At 63.7% G+C, this 18,676-nt stretch carries 16 protein-coding genes and 3 pseudogenes; 9 read left to right on the top strand and 10 right to left on the bottom strand.

Going from position 1 to position 18,676, the window contains the following annotated elements:
• The 3 genes and pseudogenes from ON44_RS42430 to ON44_RS53860 form a co-directional block, all read left to right on the top strand.
• On the top strand, nucleotides 1-372 hold a 372-nt coding region (locus ON44_RS42430; RefSeq protein WP_040700691.1), incomplete at its 5' end, for an ATP-binding protein.
• Nucleotides 369-1,074, top strand: a pseudogene (locus ON44_RS42425) (response regulator). The gene ON44_RS42430 and the pseudogene ON44_RS42425, both read left to right, overlap by 4 nt.
• A gap of 121 nt (nucleotides 1,075-1,195) precedes the next feature.
• A pseudogene (locus ON44_RS53860) lies at nucleotides 1,196-1,419 on the top strand (IclR family transcriptional regulator); the annotation flags it as partial.
• Between the two features lie 127 nt (nucleotides 1,420-1,546).
• On the opposite strand, the gene ON44_RS42420 reads toward ON44_RS53860, so the two are convergent.
• Entirely contained in the window at nucleotides 1,547-2,473 is a 927-nt protein-coding gene (locus ON44_RS42420; protein WP_040700690.1) for a LysR family transcriptional regulator, read from the bottom strand.
• 211 nt (nucleotides 2,474-2,684) lie between these two features.
• On the opposite strand from ON44_RS42420, the gene ON44_RS42415 reads away from it, so the two are divergent.
• The 3 genes from ON44_RS42415 to ON44_RS42405 all read left to right on the top strand — a co-directional run bounded on the left by ON44_RS42415 (nucleotide 2,685) and on the right by ON44_RS42405 (nucleotide 6,447).
• Nucleotides 2,685-3,779 (top strand): tartrate dehydrogenase, encoded by a 1,095-nt coding sequence (locus ON44_RS42415; RefSeq protein ID WP_040700688.1) that lies wholly within the window; start codon nucleotides 2,685-2,687, stop codon nucleotides 3,777-3,779.
• 86 nt (nucleotides 3,780-3,865) lie between these two features.
• Complete coding sequence (gene dctA / locus ON44_RS42410) at nucleotides 3,866-5,290, top strand: C4-dicarboxylate transporter DctA (protein WP_051183285.1); 1,425 nt, start codon at nucleotides 3,866-3,868, stop codon at nucleotides 5,288-5,290.
• Nucleotides 5,291-5,292: 2 nt separating this feature from the next.
• A complete protein-coding gene (locus tag ON44_RS42405; protein ID WP_051183281.1) occupies nucleotides 5,293-6,447 on the top strand; it encodes a glycerate kinase in 1,155 nt (384 codons plus the stop codon).
• Between the two features lie 236 nt (nucleotides 6,448-6,683).
• Here the strand turns inward: ON44_RS42405 and ON44_RS49240 are convergent.
• The 6 genes and pseudogenes from ON44_RS49240 to ON44_RS51135 all read right to left on the bottom strand — a co-directional run.
• Nucleotides 6,684-7,085, bottom strand: a pseudogene (locus ON44_RS49240) (IS3 family transposase); the annotation flags it as partial.
• A 931-nt stretch (nucleotides 7,086-8,016) separates the two neighbouring features.
• Nucleotides 8,017-8,568 carry a hypothetical protein gene (locus ON44_RS42395; RefSeq protein ID WP_157187603.1) on the bottom strand — a complete coding sequence of 184 codons (552 nt, stop codon included), beginning with the start codon at nucleotides 8,566-8,568 and terminating at the stop codon, nucleotides 8,017-8,019.
• An 8-nt stretch (nucleotides 8,569-8,576) separates the two neighbouring features.
• On the bottom strand, nucleotides 8,577-9,470 hold the full coding sequence (locus ON44_RS42390) for a WXG100 family type VII secretion target (RefSeq protein ID WP_040700682.1): 894 nt from the start codon (nucleotides 9,468-9,470) through the stop codon (nucleotides 8,577-8,579).
• Nucleotides 9,467-9,778, bottom strand: coding sequence for a type VII secretion target (locus ON44_RS42385; RefSeq protein ID WP_040700680.1), 312 nt, complete (start codon nucleotides 9,776-9,778; stop codon nucleotides 9,467-9,469). Before ON44_RS42385 ends, ON44_RS42390 begins: the two co-directional genes overlap by 4 nt.
• Complete coding sequence (locus ON44_RS51140; protein ID WP_157187602.1) at nucleotides 9,768-10,565, bottom strand: hypothetical protein; 798 nt, start codon at nucleotides 10,563-10,565, stop codon at nucleotides 9,768-9,770. Before ON44_RS51140 ends, ON44_RS42385 begins: the two co-directional genes overlap by 11 nt.
• Nucleotides 10,566-10,861: 296 nt before the next feature.
• Nucleotides 10,862-11,170, bottom strand: coding sequence for a hypothetical protein (locus ON44_RS51135; protein ID WP_157187601.1), 309 nt, complete (start codon nucleotides 11,168-11,170; stop codon nucleotides 10,862-10,864).
• Between the two features lie 508 nt (nucleotides 11,171-11,678).
• Here ON44_RS51135 and ON44_RS42375 point away from each other — a divergent pair.
• Nucleotides 11,679-12,230, top strand: a complete 552-nt coding sequence (locus tag ON44_RS42375; RefSeq protein ID WP_040700676.1) for a dihydrofolate reductase family protein — start codon at nucleotides 11,679-11,681, stop codon at nucleotides 12,228-12,230.
• Nucleotides 12,231-12,396: 166 nt separating this feature from the next.
• Here ON44_RS42375 and ON44_RS42370 read toward each other — a convergent pair whose 3' ends face one another.
• Nucleotides 12,397-12,834 carry a DoxX family protein gene (locus tag ON44_RS42370; RefSeq protein ID WP_040700732.1) on the bottom strand — a complete coding sequence of 146 codons (438 nt, stop codon included), beginning with the start codon at nucleotides 12,832-12,834 and terminating at the stop codon, nucleotides 12,397-12,399.
• Nucleotides 12,835-13,653: 819 nt separating this feature from the next.
• Here ON44_RS42370 and ON44_RS42365 point away from each other — a divergent pair.
• A complete protein-coding gene (locus tag ON44_RS42365; protein ID WP_040700674.1) occupies nucleotides 13,654-13,857 on the top strand; it encodes a cold-shock protein in 204 nt (67 codons plus the stop codon).
• A gap of 100 nt (nucleotides 13,858-13,957) precedes the next feature.
• Here the strand turns inward: ON44_RS42365 and ON44_RS53625 are convergent, their stop codons facing one another.
• Both ON44_RS53625 and ON44_RS42355 read right to left on the bottom strand, forming a co-directional pair.
• Nucleotides 13,958-15,556 (bottom strand): HD domain-containing phosphohydrolase, encoded by a 1,599-nt coding sequence (locus tag ON44_RS53625; protein ID WP_169338164.1) that lies wholly within the window; start codon nucleotides 15,554-15,556, stop codon nucleotides 13,958-13,960.
• A gap of 179 nt (nucleotides 15,557-15,735) precedes the next feature.
• On the bottom strand, nucleotides 15,736-16,575 hold the full coding sequence (locus tag ON44_RS42355; protein WP_051183280.1) for a tetratricopeptide repeat protein: 840 nt from the start codon (nucleotides 16,573-16,575) through the stop codon (nucleotides 15,736-15,738).
• Nucleotides 16,576-16,826: 251 nt separating this feature from the next.
• On the opposite strand from ON44_RS42355, the gene ON44_RS42350 reads away from it, so the two are divergent.
• Complete coding sequence (locus tag ON44_RS42350) at nucleotides 16,827-18,665, top strand: S8 family peptidase (protein ID WP_040700726.1); 1,839 nt, start codon at nucleotides 16,827-16,829, stop codon at nucleotides 18,663-18,665.
• The last annotated feature ends 11 nt before the right edge of the window (nucleotides 18,666-18,676 follow it).

The following is an 18,676-nucleotide window of genomic DNA, read 5'->3' as shown; positions in this document are numbered from 1 at the left end:
ACGCTGTCGATCACCGGAGCGCCGCGTCCGCTCTCACCCGGCGCGGACCTGACCGCGTACCGGATCATCCAGGAGGCGCTCACCAATGTCACCAAGCACGCGGGCACCGCGGCGGCGGCGGTGCGGCTCGTCTACTCCCAGTTGCTACTGACGATCAGTGTGGCCGACGACGGCGACACACTGTCCGAACATGCTCGCGGCGAACAGGGTTCGGAGAGCCAAGGCTACGGCCTGATCGGCATGAACGAACGAGCCGTCTCCGCCGGCGGCCACCTGCACGCCGGGCGCAGGCCGGACGGCGGCTTCGAAGTCACCACCGAACTTCCGCTCGAGCGACCGGAAGCCCCTGACCACGAGGACAAGACATCATGACCATCCAGGTACTGCTGGCCGATGATCAAGCCCTGCTGGCCGGTACCTTCCAGCTCCTGATCGATTCCGCCGAGGACCTGCAGGTAGTCGGCATCGCCGGAAACGGCCGTGAGGCAGTCGAACTGGCCCGAGCGGCCAAACCCGACGTGGTGGTCATGGACATCCGCATGCCCGGCGTCGACGGCCTGACCGCGACCCAGGAGATCTGTGCCGACCCTGCCCTGCGCGAGACCCGCGTACTGATCCTCACCACCTTCGAACTCGACGAGTATGTGGCCCAAGCCCTTCGCGCCGGAGCCAGCGGATTCCTCGGCAAAGACGTAGGCCCCGAAGAACTCCTGCGATCCATCCGCGCCGTCGCCGCGGGTGACGCCCTGCTCTCCCCAACCGCGACCCGCACCCTGATCGCCCGCTACCTCGCCCGCCCCGAAAGCCACATCAGCGCAGCCGAATCCCTCGAGGTCCTCACCGCCCGTGAACGCGAAGTCGTCACCATGGTCGCCCAAGGCCTGTCCAATGAGGGGATCGCCGAGAAGATGTAATGTCAGCCCGCTGACTGTCCGCACCCACGTCCAGCGCGCCATGTCGAAACTGGGCGTCCAGAACCGCGCCCAACTCGTGGTAATCGCCTTCCAGTCGGGGCTGGTACGCGTCGATCCGCCACAGCACGACGGCACCCGCCACCTGGGATCGACCCAGTAACCCAGTGCACGCATCTGATCGACGAATAGACAGAGTCGCTGCAAGGCAAGCACTTGACGGGGGATGTACTCCGCGATCGTGAAACCCGCTACATCTGCGGCGCCGCTGATGGCACCGACCAGCTGGCGTGCCGTCCACTTCCGCGTACCGAATGCTCAATCTGCTTGTCGCCGAGGGATTTCTGGTCCGTGTCCGTGATCTGTCCGGCTTCGCACTGGGCCGTAGAACTGCCGAATTGTCCTGGGCGGCCGCGGCCACCGACCCGACCGAAGCCACTTCACGAGATCGTCGTAGCGCTCGGTTCGGCTCGGCCTGCACGTCGCCTCCTTCGCCGGCGCCCGGCTGTGATTCGTCGATCAGAATCCTGACCACGAGATCATCGGAAAGATCCCAAGCGATCCAGCGCGGCGCACAGCCGACTGGGGCGAGTGTCGCGACAGGCTTCGAGCATGCTGGCTGACCTCGGTCGTGCCTAGGTTTGAGTGCTCGCATTCGCGATTTCCCACGCGGTGGGGGTTTGCGCAGCGTAGCGGCGTGCTTCGTTCATGAGGGCGCGGGCGGGTGGTGTGAGGTGGCTTTGGCGGCAGACCGCTGCGATGTGGAGGTAGGACTCCGGAACGATGCGGTGCACGGTGGCACCGGCCTGCCGGGCCGAGGGTGCCCACGAGGAGGGCATGACGGCCTGTCCGAATCCACTGAGCACCATGGGCATGATCGATGTCCGATGCGCCACCTCGGCGACAATGGACGCTTCGACGCCGCTGGCGAGCACCTCGTCGACCAAGGTCCGCATCAACGATCCGCGTTGCGAAACGATCAACCGCAATCCGGCCAGTTCCGACCGCTGAATTTCCGGGTGGTCCGGTGTTTGTGCACCTGGGCCGGAGATGAGGATGAGTGGCTGGCTCTCGAGCGCAACGACGTCGAGTTCGGGCGCCCGCACCACGGCGGGCGATCCTAGAATTCCCACTTCACACACGCCGGAACGCACCGCGTGCAGCACCTCCTCAGGCGTGAAAGCCGCCTCGGCGCTGACGGTGACTCCGGGATAGGTGCGGCCGAAGCTGATCAGGATCGTGGTGAGGGGCTCGATCCCCGGCGAAGGCATGGTGATCAGATCGACGCGTCCGGTGCGAAGTCCTTTCAACGCATCGACAGATGCCTTCGCATCCTCGAGATCGCGCAGCACTACCCGTGCCGGGCCGACAAGTGTTTTACCGGCGTCGCTCAGTACCAACCGTCGGCCGATGCGATGGAAGAGGGGCAGCCCGACTTCACGTTCGAGCGCGGCGATCGCCTGCGAGAGCGAAGGTTGGGCGATCAGCAATGTTTCCGCGGCGCGGTTGATACCGCCGTGGTCGACTACCGCTAGGAAGTACCGCAACTGTCGTACGTCCACCGAACCTCATCTCCCTCGCATTCCGTCGAACTCCGCAGTATCGGGCAACCTGCCGCCATCTGCTTCAACGGATCTACCTGCGAATATACCGGCCTATTAGGTAAAACCTATAAGGCGGATCGAGTCTTGGTCATGGACGCGGCCTGCGTTGTGACGGGCTAATGGATGCAGTACGCACTGTGACCCGCACAACATATTTGGAGGCATCGGTATGGCACCGCAGACGTTCAAGATCGCATCGATCCCGGCCGACGGCGTCGGCAAGGAGGTCGTCGCAGCCGGACGGCGTGTGCTCGACGTGCTCGCCGAACAGTCCGGTGGTCTTTTCGCCTTCGAATGGGAAGAGTTTCCGTGGGGATGTGAGTACTACGCGCGGACCGGGAAGATGATGGCCGACGATGGGCTGGAGACGCTGCGGGCGTTCGACGCCATCTACTTCGGCGCGGTCGGGTGGGAGAACGTGCCCGACCACATCAGCCTCTGGGGTCTGCGACTGAATATCACGCAGAATTTCGACCAGTGGGCCAACGTTCGCCCCGTGAAATTCCTGCCCGGAGTGCGGTCGCCGCTGCGCAAGGCCGACGACACCGAACTCGACTGGGTCGTCGTGCGCGAGAACAGCGAGGGTGAATACGCCGGCCTCGGCGGCCGCAACTTGAGCGGTCGCGGACCGGGCAACGAGGTCGCCCTGCAGACCGCGCTGTTCACCGAGAAGGGGTGCGAGCGGATCATCCGGTTCGCGTTCGATCTGGCCCGCACCCGAACGGTGCGGAAGGTATCGAGCGTGACCAAGTCCAACGCTCAGCAGTACGGCATGGTCCTGTGGGACGAGGTCTTCGAGCGGGTCGCCGCGGACTACCCGGACGTCGCGACCGAGAGTGTCCTGGTCGACGCGATGAGCGCGAAATTCATCTTGCATCCCGAGGAACTGTCGGTCGTGGTCGCCTCGAACCTCAACGCCGATATCCTCTCCGATCTCGGCTCCGCGCTGGCGGGAAGCCTCGGTATCGCCTCGAGCGCGAACCTCAACCCAGAGCGCCGATTTCCCAGCATGTTCGAACCGGTCCATGGCTCGGCACCCGATATCGCAGGTCGAGGCATCAGCAACCCCATCGGCGCGATCGCAAGCGCCGCCCTCATGCTCGATCACTTCGGCCTACACGAGCAGGCTCGCCGCATCGACGCCGCCATCGAAGCGGCGACGGGCAGCGGTGCCCGCACGCGCGACATCGGCGGCACCGCGAACACCGAGACGGTCACCGAAGCCATCGTCACCGCCCTGCGGACCGCGCTCGCTCCGGCCTGACTCTGCAGGATCCTGCCCGGTCTCCTGCCCTCGATCGGCAGCTAACTCGGCCTCTACAACGAAAACTCTCACCCGAGGTGAATCTCATGGCAATACCCGGCAGCGCAGCCAATTACCAACCGGTGACGGTGAAAAAACCCTGGTATAGGCAACTGTATTTCTGGGTTCTGGTCGCGATCGTGCTCGGCATCGCGGTCGGTTGGCGCTGGCCGGACACTGGTGCGGGGATGGAGCCGATCGGGACCACATTCATCACGGCAATGAAGATGCTGATCGGCCCGATCGTGTTCCTGACCATCGTCGGTGGGATCGCGAGCGTCACGGACTTGAAGAAGGTCGGCCTGACAGGAATCAAAGCGCTGACCTACTTCCAGGTCGGCACCATCATCGCCCTGCTCACCGGTCTGGTGGCCATCAATATCTTCCGCCTCGGCGATGGCGTGAACGCCGATGCGGCGGCACTGAAGACCACCGACTCCGCCAGCAAACTGATCAAGGCAGGCCAGGAGAAGCAGTGGTGGGAATTCATCACGCACCTGGTTCCCGACAGCGTGGTGGGCCCGTTCGTCCAGGGCGACATCCTGCAGGTCATCTTCCTCGCCGTCGTGTTCGGTGTCGCCATCAACGTCGTCGGCCAGGTGGCCGCACCGATCCAGGACGCTGTCGAACGCCTGACCGCGATCGTCTTCAAGGTGCTCAGCTTCATCATGAAACTCGCCCCGCTCGGCGCATTCGGGGCGATGGCCTTCGCCATCGGCAAGTACGGCATCTCGACACTGACCAGCCTCGGCAGCCTGATCCTGTTGTTCTACGTCACCTCCGCGTTCTTCGTCATCGTGTGCCTCGGAGCGGTGATGGCGTATCTGCGGCTCAACATCTTCCGCATGCTCGGATTCTTCAAGGAAGAACTCCTGCTCATCCTCGGCACCTCGACCGCCGAGCCCGCATTGCCCGGTTTGATGCGGAAGATGGAGTACGCCGGTGTCAAAAAGACGACCGTTGGGCTCGTGGTTCCGACCGGCTACAGCTTCAACCTCGACGGCGCCGCGATCTACCTCTCCCTCGCCGCGCTATACATCGCACAGGCCACCAGCACCGACTTGTCGATTCCGCAGCAGCTGGGCCTGCTCGCGGTCATGCTGTTGACCTCGAAGGGTGCCGCGGGTGTGGCCGGAGGCGGCTTCATCGCGCTGACCGCAACCTTGAGCACACTCGGCACCATCCCCGCAGCCGGCATCATGCTCATCTTCGGGATCGACAAGTTCATGTCCGAATGCCGTGCTCTGGTGAATTTCATCGGCAACGCGGTGGCCACCCTGTTCGTCGCCAAATGGAACCACGAACTCGATGTCGACCGTGCCCGTCGAGTGTTTTCCGGCGAGGTGCTACCCCCACCAGCCGATGAGGTCGAGAACGGTTTCGACATGGTGATCCTCCAGAAGAATCCCTCGGACGAGCATCATCACGATGACACGGCGCCCGTGCTGGTGGACGTACGTGAGAAGGGCTGATGATGAGGGTTTTGGTTGCCCCTGACAAGTTCAAGGGATCACTCTCCGCGGCAGACGTTGCCGAACACCTCGCAGCCGGACTCGCCTCGGTTGGAATCGACTGCCGGCAACTTCCGCTCGCCGACGGTGGTGATGGCAGCGTCGATGCAACGATCGCAGCCGGATTCACTCCGCACCCGATCTCCACGGCCGGCGCGACTGGAACACCACACCGCGGACGCATCGCCGTCAACGCCACCACCGCTGTGGTCGAGGTCGCGAACACCTGCGGTCTCGCCACCCTGCCCAGCGGCCGTACCGCTCCCCTCGACGCTTCCAGCCTCGGCGTGGGACAGGCCATCGAGCACGCACTTCGCCACCGACCCACCAAGTTGGTCCTGGCCCTGGGCGGCAGCGCAAGCACCGACGGTGGCATGGGGATGCTCGCGGCACTGGGATTCACCTTCTACGACGCCACCGGCCGACTGTTGCGGGCGGGCGGGCGCACCCTGCCCCAGATCGACCAGATCGATGCCTCGCGCGCGGTGAATCTATCCGGAATCGAGATCCTGATCGCCGGTGACGTCACCAACCCGCTATCCGGCCCGAACGGCGCGGCGCACACGTACGGCCCCCAAAAAGGCGCCGACCCGGCCACCGTCGACTACCTCGACGCGGGCCTGGACAACCTCGTCGAGGTGTTCACCAACAACGGCTACCCCCAGGCCCGAGCGCTAGCCGACTCCGCCGGAGCAGGCAGCGCAGGCGGCATCGCGTTCGCCGCCATGCTGCTGGGTGCGCGGATGGTCTCCGGAGCCGATTACTTCCTCGATCTGCTCGATTTCGACAGCTGCCTCACCAACACGGACCTGGTAGTCACCGGCGAAGGCAGCATCGACGAGCAAACCGAACACGGCAAACTCCTGACCGTCCTCGTCGGACGGTCCCACCCCGTCCCCGTGATCGCCGTCGCCGGTCGCAACACTCTGCCCCGATCACGCTGGCAGCAGGCCGGTTTCAGCCGGATCTACACCATCAGCGATTACACCGACCACGACACCGCTACTGACCGAGCCCTGACACGACAGCTGCTCACCTACATTGGTCACGAGATCGGCCGGACCAACTGCACACTGCCCCACGCCTGTTATCCAACAGAACTGAATCCGGCAAGCTGAACTCGATGCCCCACTGCATCGAGATGCATGCCGAGTACGCAGGCGAGGATATCGCCCGTGCGGATCGGGCACGGTGAACCGCAGGACCGTCTCCGACACACCGCAGCCAGTTGGGCCGAACCTGGTTTCCGCTGTGTGAGTTTCGGACTCGTGCTCGATGCCCGGCCCCGCTCTGACGTGCGTTGCTGGTTAACGGCGGGGTGCGGCTCACCCGTGCCGCCGACGCCGTTCCTAACTGCCGGAACCCGGAACCGGCGATCAACCAAATCGGCGCTCGCCGCGCCGCGGGATCAGCGAGCGAGTGCACACACTCCTGGCCCCGAGGCGCCCTTCCACCTGTTGGCGCGCATGAGCCGCTGCACTGTGAAGCGGGCCACCGAAATCCCCTGGCGGCGAAGATGAGCCGACATCTTCAACGACCCATACAACGACTCCGGACGCCGCCGCCCCCGCTCATCAGGCTCGTAATACCCGGCCGGGGTCTCAGCCACCGCCGCGTCCCGCAGGGCGCGTTCGGACGGCGCTCGTTTGCCCCAGGCATGGAAGGTTCACGGGGCGATCCCGCACCCGTGTGCACTGAGCGCACGGCAGATCGGTGCGACCCCGAACCGGGCCCGATGCTCGGCGATGAACCGACACCGACCACGTTACGCAGCCACCCCCACCTGCCGCCGTCGCCGCGACACGAATCCCGGGTTGTGTCAGATCGTTTGGGTACTGTCTGTCGGTTGAACAGCTGATAATCAGCTGGACGCCGTTCGCGATGTGGAAGCTGATCTCGAATCACGCCGGCTTCAGGCCACACCGACACGTTCGAGTCTGCATTTGCTGCGGACTCGCGGCTACCTCGGCTGGTGCGGCACCCTGCTACGCCACCCCATTCTGTCGATGGCCTACATCGACTACGGGCGAGCTCCGGCTCGTTGGACAACGGCTGCTGCTGTCCAACGAGTTCTCGTCACCTCACGGCGCAAGTGGCGAACGACACTGCGTCAGCACCGACTTCGCAGATGACTGAAAGACTGAGAACGGATGAGCCGCCGACAGTGCCACCGGCGACCGTTCCCCCTCCGGACACCAGTGCTGACCCACACGGGGCAGCTGACGCAACGACGATTTGCCGTTTGGGGTCGTGAGATCTCCAGGTTCATGCCTCGTAGAGCGCGATCCTGTCCTGCGGTGCGCCTGCATCGAGGAGGCCACCCGGCTTCGATGGCGCCCAAGTGGCGTTGCAGCTTGGTTTCGGCGGTGTTTATCTTGGCGCGCAGCATCTCTCGGCGCATGTCATTGTCGTCGGTGTTCTGGGCTTCGACCAGTGCTGCGATGGTGCGAGCGCGGTTGCGTTTGTTGGACAGTTGGCCGAGCCAGAGATTGACCGGGCCGATGGGGTGAGATTCGCGGCGGTTCACAGCCAACCCGCTGACCGGGCCACCCACGTTTGCCCATACGCTGCTGATCAACAGCGAAACCCAATCCGAACCCGATGAGGCCGACAACACCACCCACGAGAAAAATCGAGGTCAGGTCCCGACAGTTCCCCGTGCCGTCGCTCGGCGCTCACCGGACCGGCTATCGATCGACTGCCAATTTTGTGGTCAGCTCGGTTAGGAATTGAACGGATTTGCGTTTGTCGTCGTCCGTCAAGTGGAGGTCGCCCGTAGCCGTCTGGGTTTCGGTATCCCGGATCTCGAGAATTGCGTTCCACGTATTGATGCGGGTAGCGAACCGTACTGTGTCCGGATAGGTCCCTTTATCTGTTCGCAGGTCGTACACCCATACTGCCTCGCCCAGCTCTGGCGTCTTCACAAATCCACGGCGACCCTCTGTTGGGTCCGCATCGTCCGGCGCGTTTCGCACCCGGTAGTTCCCAATCGGGTTCTGCCCCTGGGCGAGTGTGCACACTCCACCGTCAACAAGGACGGTGCCTGTCGAGACGATTGAGTCGGTGGCTCGCACTTCGACGACGCGCAACTCGGTTGTGAAGAAGTTCTTCACAACATCGCACAGCTCTCCCTGCGTCATCGCCGGTCGAGCCTGAGACGACACGGGTGTTGCAGCGGGCTGCGACGAGGAACATCCGGCCGTCAAGGCCAGCGCAGCAGTGGCGACCACGGCCAGCAAGCCAATCCTCACTGGGGCACCGTCCAATCCGACTTGTCCCCGTCTTTCGTCGACGCGTCGCCGATGGCTTCCCGGATTCCCTCGATTCCAGTCCCGTAGGAAGACTTGACACCACTGGGCCACTTATTGTCAGGCAGACCCTTTTGAATCTCCACAATCTGCGATATCTTGTTACCTTCAATCATATTAGTCTTGGCGGCATCCCCCATAGTCTTCACAATACCGATAATGAAGATCCTTGCAGCCTCAACCACCTTTACCAACTCCTGCGCAACCGAGAGCGCGCCCGAGAACGATATGGAAAGCATACTCTTGACGCTGTTGAAAAAGCCATCCTCAACCTTCGAGATCAACTCCTGTACTTTCGTGGCGATCTCGCCGTATAGAGTCAACTCCGCCGCAGCAATGCTTTCCAAGCTGACTGCGATTTTCTCAAATTCTAGCTGTAAGTTGTCCAGTGCAGGCTGTTGCCTGGTTGTGCGCATTTCTTCGTACCTGGTAGCCGCATCGCCCGACCACTCGGAGAGTTTGGTATCAACGAAGTCGCCGCTTGCGGCGGTCAGATTATTCTTGAGGTTGCGCCACTCGTTCGCGACGTCGATGAACTTGACCGGAACATCTAGATCGGGTTCGAGTTCCTCGAGCTTCTCCCAGGTTTCACGAATGGCACTATTCGCCTTGTCGCGTTCGGCCCAAATCTCATCGACGGCATCTTCAACCGACCCGGTCAATACCCCCACGGGATTGTTGACGGCACCGGCATACCCGTTTGCTCGAACAAGCTTGACGAGGTGCCCGCAGCCTGAGTCCACCTTCGCCGGCAGATCTCCCACTTCGATTACCTTCGCACGAAGATACGATGACTTTTCGAGCAAGCTTTGCTTGTTATCCGCGGCTGTCATATCTCCCCCTCGAGCTTTGCCAGCTTTCCTTTACTAGCAAGGTCTTCCGCTTCATACGTATCGGCCGCAGATTTAAGGACTTTGCCGATATCCTCGAAAACGGTGACACCTTCATTCAACCTGTCTCGGAAATAGCCAGGGGCTGGTTGATACTTCGACAGGGCTTCCGCGAACGTGCCTGCTTCTGACGCAGTGATTTCAAGTTTCTTGGTTGTCTCAACTCCTGCCTCGAGGTTTCTGGCAGCTTCACCCCAGCTGGTGGCAGCCAATCTCATCGCTCGCAGGTTAAGTGTCAGCTTATCTGCCATCACCCATCCGTTCTTCTAGGAGCCGCAGCCGATGGTGGTCCAACTGATATTCCAGATCATCGTCTGCATAACGTGAATAGTCTCCCCGTACGATGCGCTTTGGGCGCATGGAACGGATCTGATCGGCGCACCACAGGATTTCGTCTACGATCCGATCGGGCTGCGCGGTCGCTGCCCAATCATTTCGCACCTCGATCGACAGCAGTCGGGAAACGTCAGCGGTCAGCCTGACGGGATGTTGTCCGTGAAATATGACTTGACCCGATGCTTGGAAGTGGCCGCTGTTGATCATGCTGCTGGACGCGATGCTGTATTCCTCCCAGGTCCGAGTCTCGAGCAACACCATCAGAATTGTCCGATGATCCGGGATCGCTGCCTCCGAAATTTCTTGCGGAGTCGGCCGACGACCAGATGCGTACAACTGGTCTATACGCTTCTCCACAGCGGCTCTGTACGCCGCCATAAGTTCGGCGCCTACCTCATGGGGAGCAACATAGCGGCTCCACTGCGGACGAATCAGAATGCGGATTGGAAGGCATCCGCGGTCGAGTTCCATCGAGGCGAAGGATGACCCGATACGGGTTGGAGTTGCGGATGAGTCAGCCGCCGCAAAGGGAGCCTCAGCCTGTGGCGGCGTCGACTTGGTGACGGCCGGTGATGGTTTCGGCTCGACAGCAGGTGGCACCGAAACAGGCCGGACGGCGTTGGGTCTCTTCGGTACAAGTGGCTCTTCGTCCCAGTACTCATCGGGGTCGTCGTAGTGATTGAAGTATCCCCCCGCCCCCATCACATCACCTCATAGCCTTCTGACCACTGCGCGGGACAGTATCCTTCTGTGATTTGAACTGACATCGAACCCCTCCTGCAGTTGGCCGCACCCAACGGCGACAACTGCCTGTCACCCTCTCGGGCGTCGTCCGGTTTGTCAAGGTGACGATGATCTTTCTCGTCCTCGAAATTGTCTGGCCGCCAGGGTGATTGGTAGTCCAACAGCCGTGCAGCGCGAGACACCGAACCATCATCGTTGACGTGAGCTGTCGGGGCGCTTGGCATCTGGTTGGTCTCTCGCGGCTCGTCAGGCGCTTACCAGGTCCCGTGGGCAAATTGCTCGTCGGTGTCCTGCTGGCGAATTCTTGCTCGGTCAATCCAAGTCGTGAATATGGTGGCCAAATCCGTTACTGCCGTGGGGCGGATAGTGATGTGGGTAGTGCGGGTTTTGGTGTAGCGGCCCGTCGTCGGTATGTCGTACCACTGCACGGCGTCGATGGCGTCGATGCGGCTGTGGAGGGGCCGAGCTCGTCCGAGTTGTAGCTGTCGCTGATGCCAGGGCGAAAGCGATGGAAGTCGTTCTTGCGCGGCGAACGATTCGGTGTCCCAACTCCATTCGGGCATATCGGATTCCGTTCGTAGTGCTACGAGATCGCAGGGACAGTCCGAGAGACATTTTGCGCAATCACACCAGCTCGAGCTGAAGAAGAGGCTGCGTGAGCGCTATACGACTTGCGCTGAGCACCGCTGGCCACGGGCGGAGTCGGGAATCAGCGATGACCCAACGGGTTCACCGAGCTGGCCGAATTGCTCGCCGACGCCGGTGACACCGCCGATCACCTGTTCAACAAGGTGCTCGGACAGCTCTCCTGCTGTCTGTAAACCCGCCAAACCTACCCCGGTCAAAGCCTTCGGCGATTCCCTCCCCGAACCCCAAACCCTGCCGCCGCTTGACACCTAGCGAAATCGGAGATCAGTCACCTGATCAGGCACATTTGGGCGTATCTCCTCGATGACAACGTTGGGACGTGCTCGGACCGCATCAAGGGAAGCTTTTCGCTGTCAATCGTTCCGCAGTACTTGTCTCGTCGGCGTCCGATGAGTTCTGCGCGGCCGGGAGGTCTACTCAGTCATGAGGAAACTGATCTATTCGTTCGGCGTGTCCCTGGACGGCTACGTCAACGACCGCGACGGCAGCATCGACTGGACGAACCCGGACGAGGAGCTGCACCAGTTCCACAACGACCGCTACCGCGAGATCGAAGTCTCGCTGCACGGTCGTCGCCTGTATGAGCTGATGGCCCAGTACTGGCCGCACGTCCCCGAGGACGCCCCGCGCATCGAGCGCGAGTTCGGCCGGCTCTGGACCGACAAGCCCAAGGTCGTCTTCTCCAGGACGCTCACCGAGGTCCACTGGAACAGCACCCTGATCAGCGAGAACGCGGTCGAGGAGGTCCGCGGGCTGAAGGCCGGGGGCGACGGCGTGATGGAGGTCGGCGGCGCGGAAATCGCGGCCTCGCTGATGCCGCACGGGCTCATCGACGAGTACTGGCTGTTCGTCTATCCGGTGGTCGTCGGCGGCGGCACGCCGCTGTTCCCGTTGCTGGACAAGCGAATCCAGCTCCGGCTGGCCGAGACGAAGCACTTCAACAAGGTGGTGATGCTGCGTTACGTAGCCGACTAACGCCCCTTCAACCGCCCCAGCCAGCGCTCGAGTGCGACCGTCACCGCCGCTCGGACCAGATTGTCGCTGGATCGATCGCCGCCAACCCGACCGGCGATCGATGGCGAGAAGGCAGGACCGGCGATCGGTGGTGGGCCACCGATCGCCGGTCGTAGGTATGGGTGTGTCATCGCGACAGCGAGGTGCGCAGATCGGTGATGGTGGCGCGGCGCTGGTAGGCGATCCAGGCGAAGATCGCGGCGAGCACCAGCGGGAAGATCCCCATCGAGGGCTTGTCGGCGATGAAAGCCTGCGTCGCGGCGGCGAGCACGGTGAGAACGGACAGACCCGCCGCAGCCAGGGCACTGAGCCGTGGCACCATCAAGCCGAAACCGCCCGCGACCTCCGCAACTCCGATGAAGATGAGCAGCCCGAGGGGGATGGTCAGATTCTCGGGGGCGTTGTCCATCAAGGCGTTCGGCATAACGAGCTTCGGCCCGCCGGAAGCGATGATGAAGAACAGGCCGAGCAGGATCTGCAGGGTCCACAGGGCGCGGTTGCGGACCTTGCCAGGACGGTCGGTGACGTCGTTGGAGAAGTCGGCGGAGGGGTTGGCGGTGGTCATTTCTGGCCCTTCTGGTCGGTTGCGCCGGGTTGGTAGCGCGTTCAACAGATAGGACGGAACACCGTCGCAGAAGTCATCGCTGTCCGCGAAGATTTTTCGGAGCCGCTGCTGAACCACCGGTTTGGTTGCACTGGCCCGGGCGAGTCCGTCAGCCAACGAGTTTCGACCAGCGTTCGCGGGCGGATCGACCACTGGCCCTCCATCACATTCGAGATAGCCGGTAATCGCTCGTCGGCATCCACGCGGCCATGGGTTCGGTGTCAATTTGGGGTTTTCAGGCCACAACGAAGAGGCCATCGCACCAGCCACAGAAGCGGTCAGCCTTTGGTATCGATTGGCGGAAAACGATCCCGGACCCCACGTCGATGAGCTCGCCAGGTCACTCATGACAGTAGGCCCGGCTCACCGGGCCACCGATACTCACTCTGCTGGACTCGCGACGATTGTGTTGCGCCGCTGAGGATCCGAGCGAGATCGGGTATCCATCAGAAGTGCGGGCGCGCCCCCACGTCAGGCGCTGCCGTGGCTGTGTTCGTAGTCGAGGCGATTTCGGCACGGCGCCGGGACCGCGTCGGCCGGAACCCGGCACGCCACCGCAGGTCTGCAAGCCAGCGCCAGGCTTCCTGGCGCCAGGGTGTGGGCGATGCAGCGGTAGTAGACATCGCTTACCGCGGGAGGCGGCGACTGCACCCTGCACTGAGGGTCGGTTAGATCACACTTTGCGTTTCTGCCGTAGATCCATGGGATGGTTGTCCGGTGAGATCAGGCTAATCGACGTGATCCGCTTGGCTCATCTACAGAAAAGAATGAAGTAAAGCAATGACTCAAGGCAGTGTGAAGTGGTTTAACGCCGAAAAGGGCTTCGGTTTTATCGCGCAGGACGGTGGCGGCCCTGACGTCTTCGTGCATTTCTCCGCCGTATCCGGCTCGGGATTCAAATCCCTCGAAGAAGGACAGCGCGTGGAGTTCGAGGTCGGACAAGGACAGAAGGGCCCGCAGGCCCAGGACGTCCACGCTATCTGATCGACGCAGCTCGGAACGGCCCCGCACCCTCAGGGTGCGGGGCCGTTGTGCGTAGCGAGGCCGGGCTGTGGGAGGTTCGGCCGTCGATCGAAACTCTGGCTCACTCCGGGATCAGGCCGTGTTCCATCGCGAAGACGGCGGCGCCGGCGCGGGTGCGCCGGCCGGTCTTGTCGTAGATGTGGGCGAGGTGATGGCCTACCGTGCGCTCTGATAGCACCAGTTCTGCTGCGATCAGGCGGTTCGACAGGCCGCGTGCCGCCAGCCGCAGGACCTCCACCTCGCGTTCGGTGAGGCCACAGGGGAATTCCGTGCGTGGCTTGCGCAACCCCGCCGCCTCCACGACCGCGGCGCAGGCAGACGTATCCAGCCTGCCGGTCGTCGCCTCGGACACAAGCATTTGGGCGGCATCGCCGGGCGAGAACGCCGGACGATGCGGCCGTGGCTCGGTCAGCGCCGCGAAAACATCGGCGGCGGCAATGATTCGGGCCGAGCGGGACAGGTCGTGGCTGCGGACCCCGCGGTGGTAGCCGCTGCCGTCGAGACGTTCGTGATGGCCCGCCGCGATGTCGCGAAGATCGGCCAGGCCGGGGCATCGTTGGAGCACCCGGTCGGTCCAATAGGTGTGCAGCCGAACGCGTTCCCAGTCACCGGGGCCGAGCGGACCGGGACGATCCCAGATCGCGGAGGACACCCCGGCCCGCCCGATATCGTGTAGTAGGGCCGCGGCGCGCAACGTATCGAGATCCGCGGTGTCCATTCCGGACAGCTTCGCCGCACCGTAGGCGAGGTCGGCCACATGTCCCGAATGCCCGAGCAGCCAGCGGCCTTTCAGGTCGACGACAATGGCCAATGCCAGACAAAGCTCCAGCCGCTCGCCGGGCTGGATGTAGAGCGGAATGCCGGGTTCGGCATGCATCACCGCGGCGAGCACATCAGGCACGTCGAGACAATCCCACACCGCGTCGGTAGCGAACGAGTCCACCAGATCCGGATCGAGATGACCGCCCGCGCGCCGTCGCAGCTCGGCAACCGCGCCGCGACGTCCCCGGTCCGCCGCGGCGAGGACGGCCTGCTCGGCGACGTGCACAATGCGGCCGGGCAGCGAAATCGCTTCTCCCTGAATATGTTCGGGCGCGCCGAGGCCGTCCCAGCGTTCCTTGACCTCGGTCAGTGCGACCACTGCCGCATCCGGTAGGCCGAGGCGCGGTCCGAGGGACCGGCTGACCTCGCATACCGAGCGGACCGCCGCCGAGCCCTGCGCGGGCGTCGTGGTAACGAGCCGTTCCCGCACCAGCGGCTGGATCCCGGGTGCCCAGGAACCGAACTGCTGCACCTGTGCGGCAAAGACCGAGGCATCCCCGCGGTCGAGTACGTGGTAAGCCTGTTGGAAGGCGATATCGTCGCCGAACGACGCGGCGTTTTCCGACGCTCGGCTGGTACATCCGATCGCACCGAGCAGAGCGGCGTGGAAGACGACGCGCCGGTCTGTCTGATCCAGGCCGATCCGCTCGGCGAGGGCGGTCGCCACCAGGCAGGTCGCCAATCCCTTCTCGAACTGCGCACCGGTCGCCAGATCCGTCGTCAGCGACAGCGCGGCGAGAACCTCGGTGACGCGGATGGACCCGGGGCCGACATCACCTGGGTTAGGCGACCCCCGACGCTCCTTGCCGATCTCGAGGTGAGGTGAGCTACCGGTCACCTCACCTACGGTATCGCGGGTCGGCTCAATCTGAATCGCAGTCACTGTCAAGCTTGTTGGGCGCCCTCGGCGATCCGGTCACGGTGGACAGCGCCGTAGCGGTGTGCCGGACCATACGGTGCAGTGGCGGGAGCATCCGGGTTCGGTGGCACCGTCACGCCAGTGTGTCCCGGCCGGGTTCATCGGGCACGTATCGCGTCGAGGGCTTGCCGCGCCCGGGGGGCGTGCAGCGGCGAGAAGTGGGGGTTGATCCGCAGCGCGTCGGTCAGTGCCGCGGCGGCCTGATCGGTCTCACCCAGCGCCGCGAGGATCATGCCGTGATGGTAAGCAAGAGTCGCGCTCCGCCAGCCGAGTGATGCCGCACGATCGGCGTAGCCGATCGCTTCGGAGTCGCGGCCCGCCTTGTGCAGCGACCAGGCGAGCACATCGGAGGTGATGACGCTCTGTCGGCGGTCGAATTCCAGCTGTGCCAGCCGCACCGCCTCGCCCGGGTCGCCGTGTTCGGCGGCGAGCTGGGCGGCGTCGACATACTCGGTGGCACCCTGCGCCGCGAGCCTGCCGAGCTGGTCAGCGGTCTCCCGATACCTGGCGGCCGCCTCGTCGGATCGGCCCGCGGCATCGAACAGCTCACCCAACTCGATCAGGTACTCCGGCAGCGGTGCTCGTTCGGTCAGCGCCGTATATTGCGCGATCGCTTGGTCGAGGTCGCCGCGGGCGGCGTATACCTTGGCCATGCCCTGCTGCAGCGCCGCGTTGTCCGGGTTCGCGAGAAGACCAGCGCGGTAATTGATTTCGGCATCGTCGAGGTTTCCGGTGTTGAACGCCAGCTCGCCGATGTGGTAGCGGCAGAAAGCGATCTGGTCAGCCGTATTCGCCGCCGACAGCGCCATCTGCAACGCCTGTCGGGCGTCGTCGGTGCGGCCGTGCAGTTCGAGGTCGTAGGCGGCGCGGGTGATGGTGAACGCTGCCCGGGTCCGCCCACATCGGTCGATCGACCTATCCCGGCACGACTCGCCCACAGCCGACCGGATGAGTCAGGTGGAAGGCACGCCGCCGCATGATCGCCACAACTGAATCCGGTCTCGCCCGCTGACGAAACTCACCAAGCGGTTTCGGCGTCCGCCTCGAGCCGGAGTGCGCCGGTATGAATGCGCATCCACAGCGAGTGGCCGCATCGCGAGATTCGAGTAGCGAACTACCCGTGACCAGGGACGATGGCGACTGGAAAATCATGGTGCGGATCTCAGAACGACATGCGGGGGCCGGAGCCATGGCTAGTGACATCGACGTCTGGAAAAACAGGGTGCTATCGGTCCTCGACACGGTGCCCCCGGGCAAAACGGTGAACCAGAAGAAGTTGCTGACAATGGTCGCCGCGCGGTTCGCCGCCAAGTTCGAGGCAGGCGAACGCGATTCGATGGCAGGCGAACCGATGTGGTGGCTTGCGGTCTCCGCTGCGCTGAGCGGGCTTCGTGGCGAAGGACTCGTTGTGGACGGGGCATCAATCGAGCTCACCGCGGCCGGCCGGAGCGCCGCGCCCGACGCAGTCGCGAGCGCGGCTGCCTACGTGCCGGCGCAGGGGCAGATGCCGGCGAACGGCGTGCCGGGCAGGTTCCCGGTCGCGGGCGTCGTTGCTCCTCCATTGCGCACTCGTCTCGAGACACGTAGAACGGAACACGCCCGATCGGCCAAGGCGCGTACCGCGGCGCCTGCCGGATCGGACGATCCGATATCGGTCATGGTCGAGCTCAACTCGAGCTACCACCGCGGCCGCAATGCCGCGTTCAATCGGCTCAAAGAGCTCTGGAAACTCGTCGCGGGTCCCGGTGTTCCGTACCGCCTCACCGACGAGTACGCGACGGGACGGTTGTTCCCGGACCAGATCGAGGGGCTGGTGGCCGCGGATGCCGTGGCCTTGGATACCTCGGCCCGGGCAATGCACCGCATCTGGCCGGACTTCGAGATCCACGGTCAGATCGACCAGTCCTTCGCGACGATCAAGGCCGAAGCCGCACAACGATCGTTCAATGCCTACGGCGAGGGAATCGTCTGGGCAGTCGTGGATTCGGGCATAGACCAAGGCCATCCGCATTTCCGCGCCAGCGCGACCCTCAGCCACCCGTCGGTGCGCGATCTGCATCGCACGTGCCCGGGAGACGGGCCTCCCATACGTGACGGTGCGCTCCTCGACGACGAGGGACACGGCACTCATGTCGCCGGAATCATCGCCGGTGGACTCGATGGATGGACGAAAAAGGTTGTCGTCACCGAGAACCGGTACAATACCGCCGACGGCGCGGAGCTGCGCAGGCGCACCGGTGTCGAGCCCGCGCGCCTTTCCGGGATCGCGCCGCGAGCAAGGCTCGTGAGTCTCAAGGTTCTCGGCACGAAGGGCGATGAAAAGGCGCGGGTCGGGCGGGTGATCCAAGCGCTGTCATACGTGCGAAAGGTCAACGCGGCGAGCGAACAGTCGCCCCGTATCCACGGCGTAAACCTCAGTCTCGGTTACGGATTCGATCCCGAGTGGTACGCGTGCGGGAACAGCCCGTTGTGCGTCGCGGTCGACAACCTCGTCCGCAGCGGTGTCATCGTCGTCGTCGCGGCAGGCAACTCGGCGTTCGTCAAGCTCTTCGTCGAGGACGCGAACGCCCCGACCCGGTTCAGCACCGGAATGACGATCAATGATCCGGGAAACGCCAACCGTGCGGTCACGGTCGGTTCGACGCACCGCGACGCGCCGCATACCTATGGAATCTCCTACTTCTCGTCGCGGGGGCCGACCGGCGACGGGCGGATGAAGCCGGACCTGGTCGCGCCGGGCGAACGGATCACATCGGCTGCCGCGGGAAGGCTCGGTGCGGATGCGTTTCGATCGCTGGGGAGACGCGAGGAAGGCGCGGCCGTGTATATCGAGCAGAGCGGTACCAGTATGGCCGCCCCACACGTCTCGGGCGCCATCGCTGCGTTCCTCTCGGTCCGGCACGAATTCATCGGCGACCCCGAATCGGTCAAGCGGATCTTCGTCGACTCGGCCACGCCGCTGGGTCGCGATCGTTATCTCGAAGGCGGCGGACTCGTCGACCTGATGCGAGCCCTTCAATCCGTCTGAACCCAGCGACG

Source organism: Nocardia vinacea NBRC 16497 (assembly GCF_000308835.1).
GTDB classification, from domain to species: domain Bacteria; phylum Actinomycetota; class Actinomycetes; order Mycobacteriales; family Mycobacteriaceae; genus Nocardia; species Nocardia vinacea.
This window is presented reverse-complemented; position numbering and strand designations above follow the sequence as displayed.

Bases quoted from the DNA above. Each gene is read 5' to 3' on its own strand.
- ON44_RS42415 (WP_040700688.1), top strand. From the start codon at position 2,685: ATGGCACCGCAGACGTTCAAGATCGCATCGATCCCGGCCGACGGCGTC.
- dctA (WP_051183285.1), top strand. From the start codon at position 3,866: ATGGCAATACCCGGCAGCGCAGCCAATTACCAACCGGTGACGGTGAAA.
- ON44_RS42405 (WP_051183281.1), top strand. From the start codon at position 5,293: ATGAGGGTTTTGGTTGCCCCTGACAAGTTCAAGGGATCACTCTCCGCG.
- ON44_RS42390 (WP_040700682.1), bottom strand. From the start codon at position 9,470: ATGACAGCCGCGGATAACAAGCAAAGCTTGCTCGAAAAGTCATCGTAT.
- ON44_RS42385 (WP_040700680.1), bottom strand. From the start codon at position 9,778: ATGGCAGATAAGCTGACACTTAACCTGCGAGCGATGAGATTGGCTGCC.
- ON44_RS51140 (WP_157187602.1), bottom strand. From the start codon at position 10,565: ATGGGGGCGGGGGGATACTTCAATCACTACGACGACCCCGATGAGTAC.
- ON44_RS51135 (WP_157187601.1), bottom strand. From the start codon at position 11,170: ATGCCCGAATGGAGTTGGGACACCGAATCGTTCGCCGCGCAAGAACGA.
- ON44_RS42375 (WP_040700676.1), top strand. From the start codon at position 11,679: ATGAGGAAACTGATCTATTCGTTCGGCGTGTCCCTGGACGGCTACGTC.
- ON44_RS42370 (WP_040700732.1), bottom strand. From the start codon at position 12,834: ATGACCACCGCCAACCCCTCCGCCGACTTCTCCAACGACGTCACCGAC.
- ON44_RS42365 (WP_040700674.1), top strand. From the start codon at position 13,654: ATGACTCAAGGCAGTGTGAAGTGGTTTAACGCCGAAAAGGGCTTCGGT.
- ON44_RS42350 (WP_040700726.1), top strand. From the start codon at position 16,827: ATGGCTAGTGACATCGACGTCTGGAAAAACAGGGTGCTATCGGTCCTC.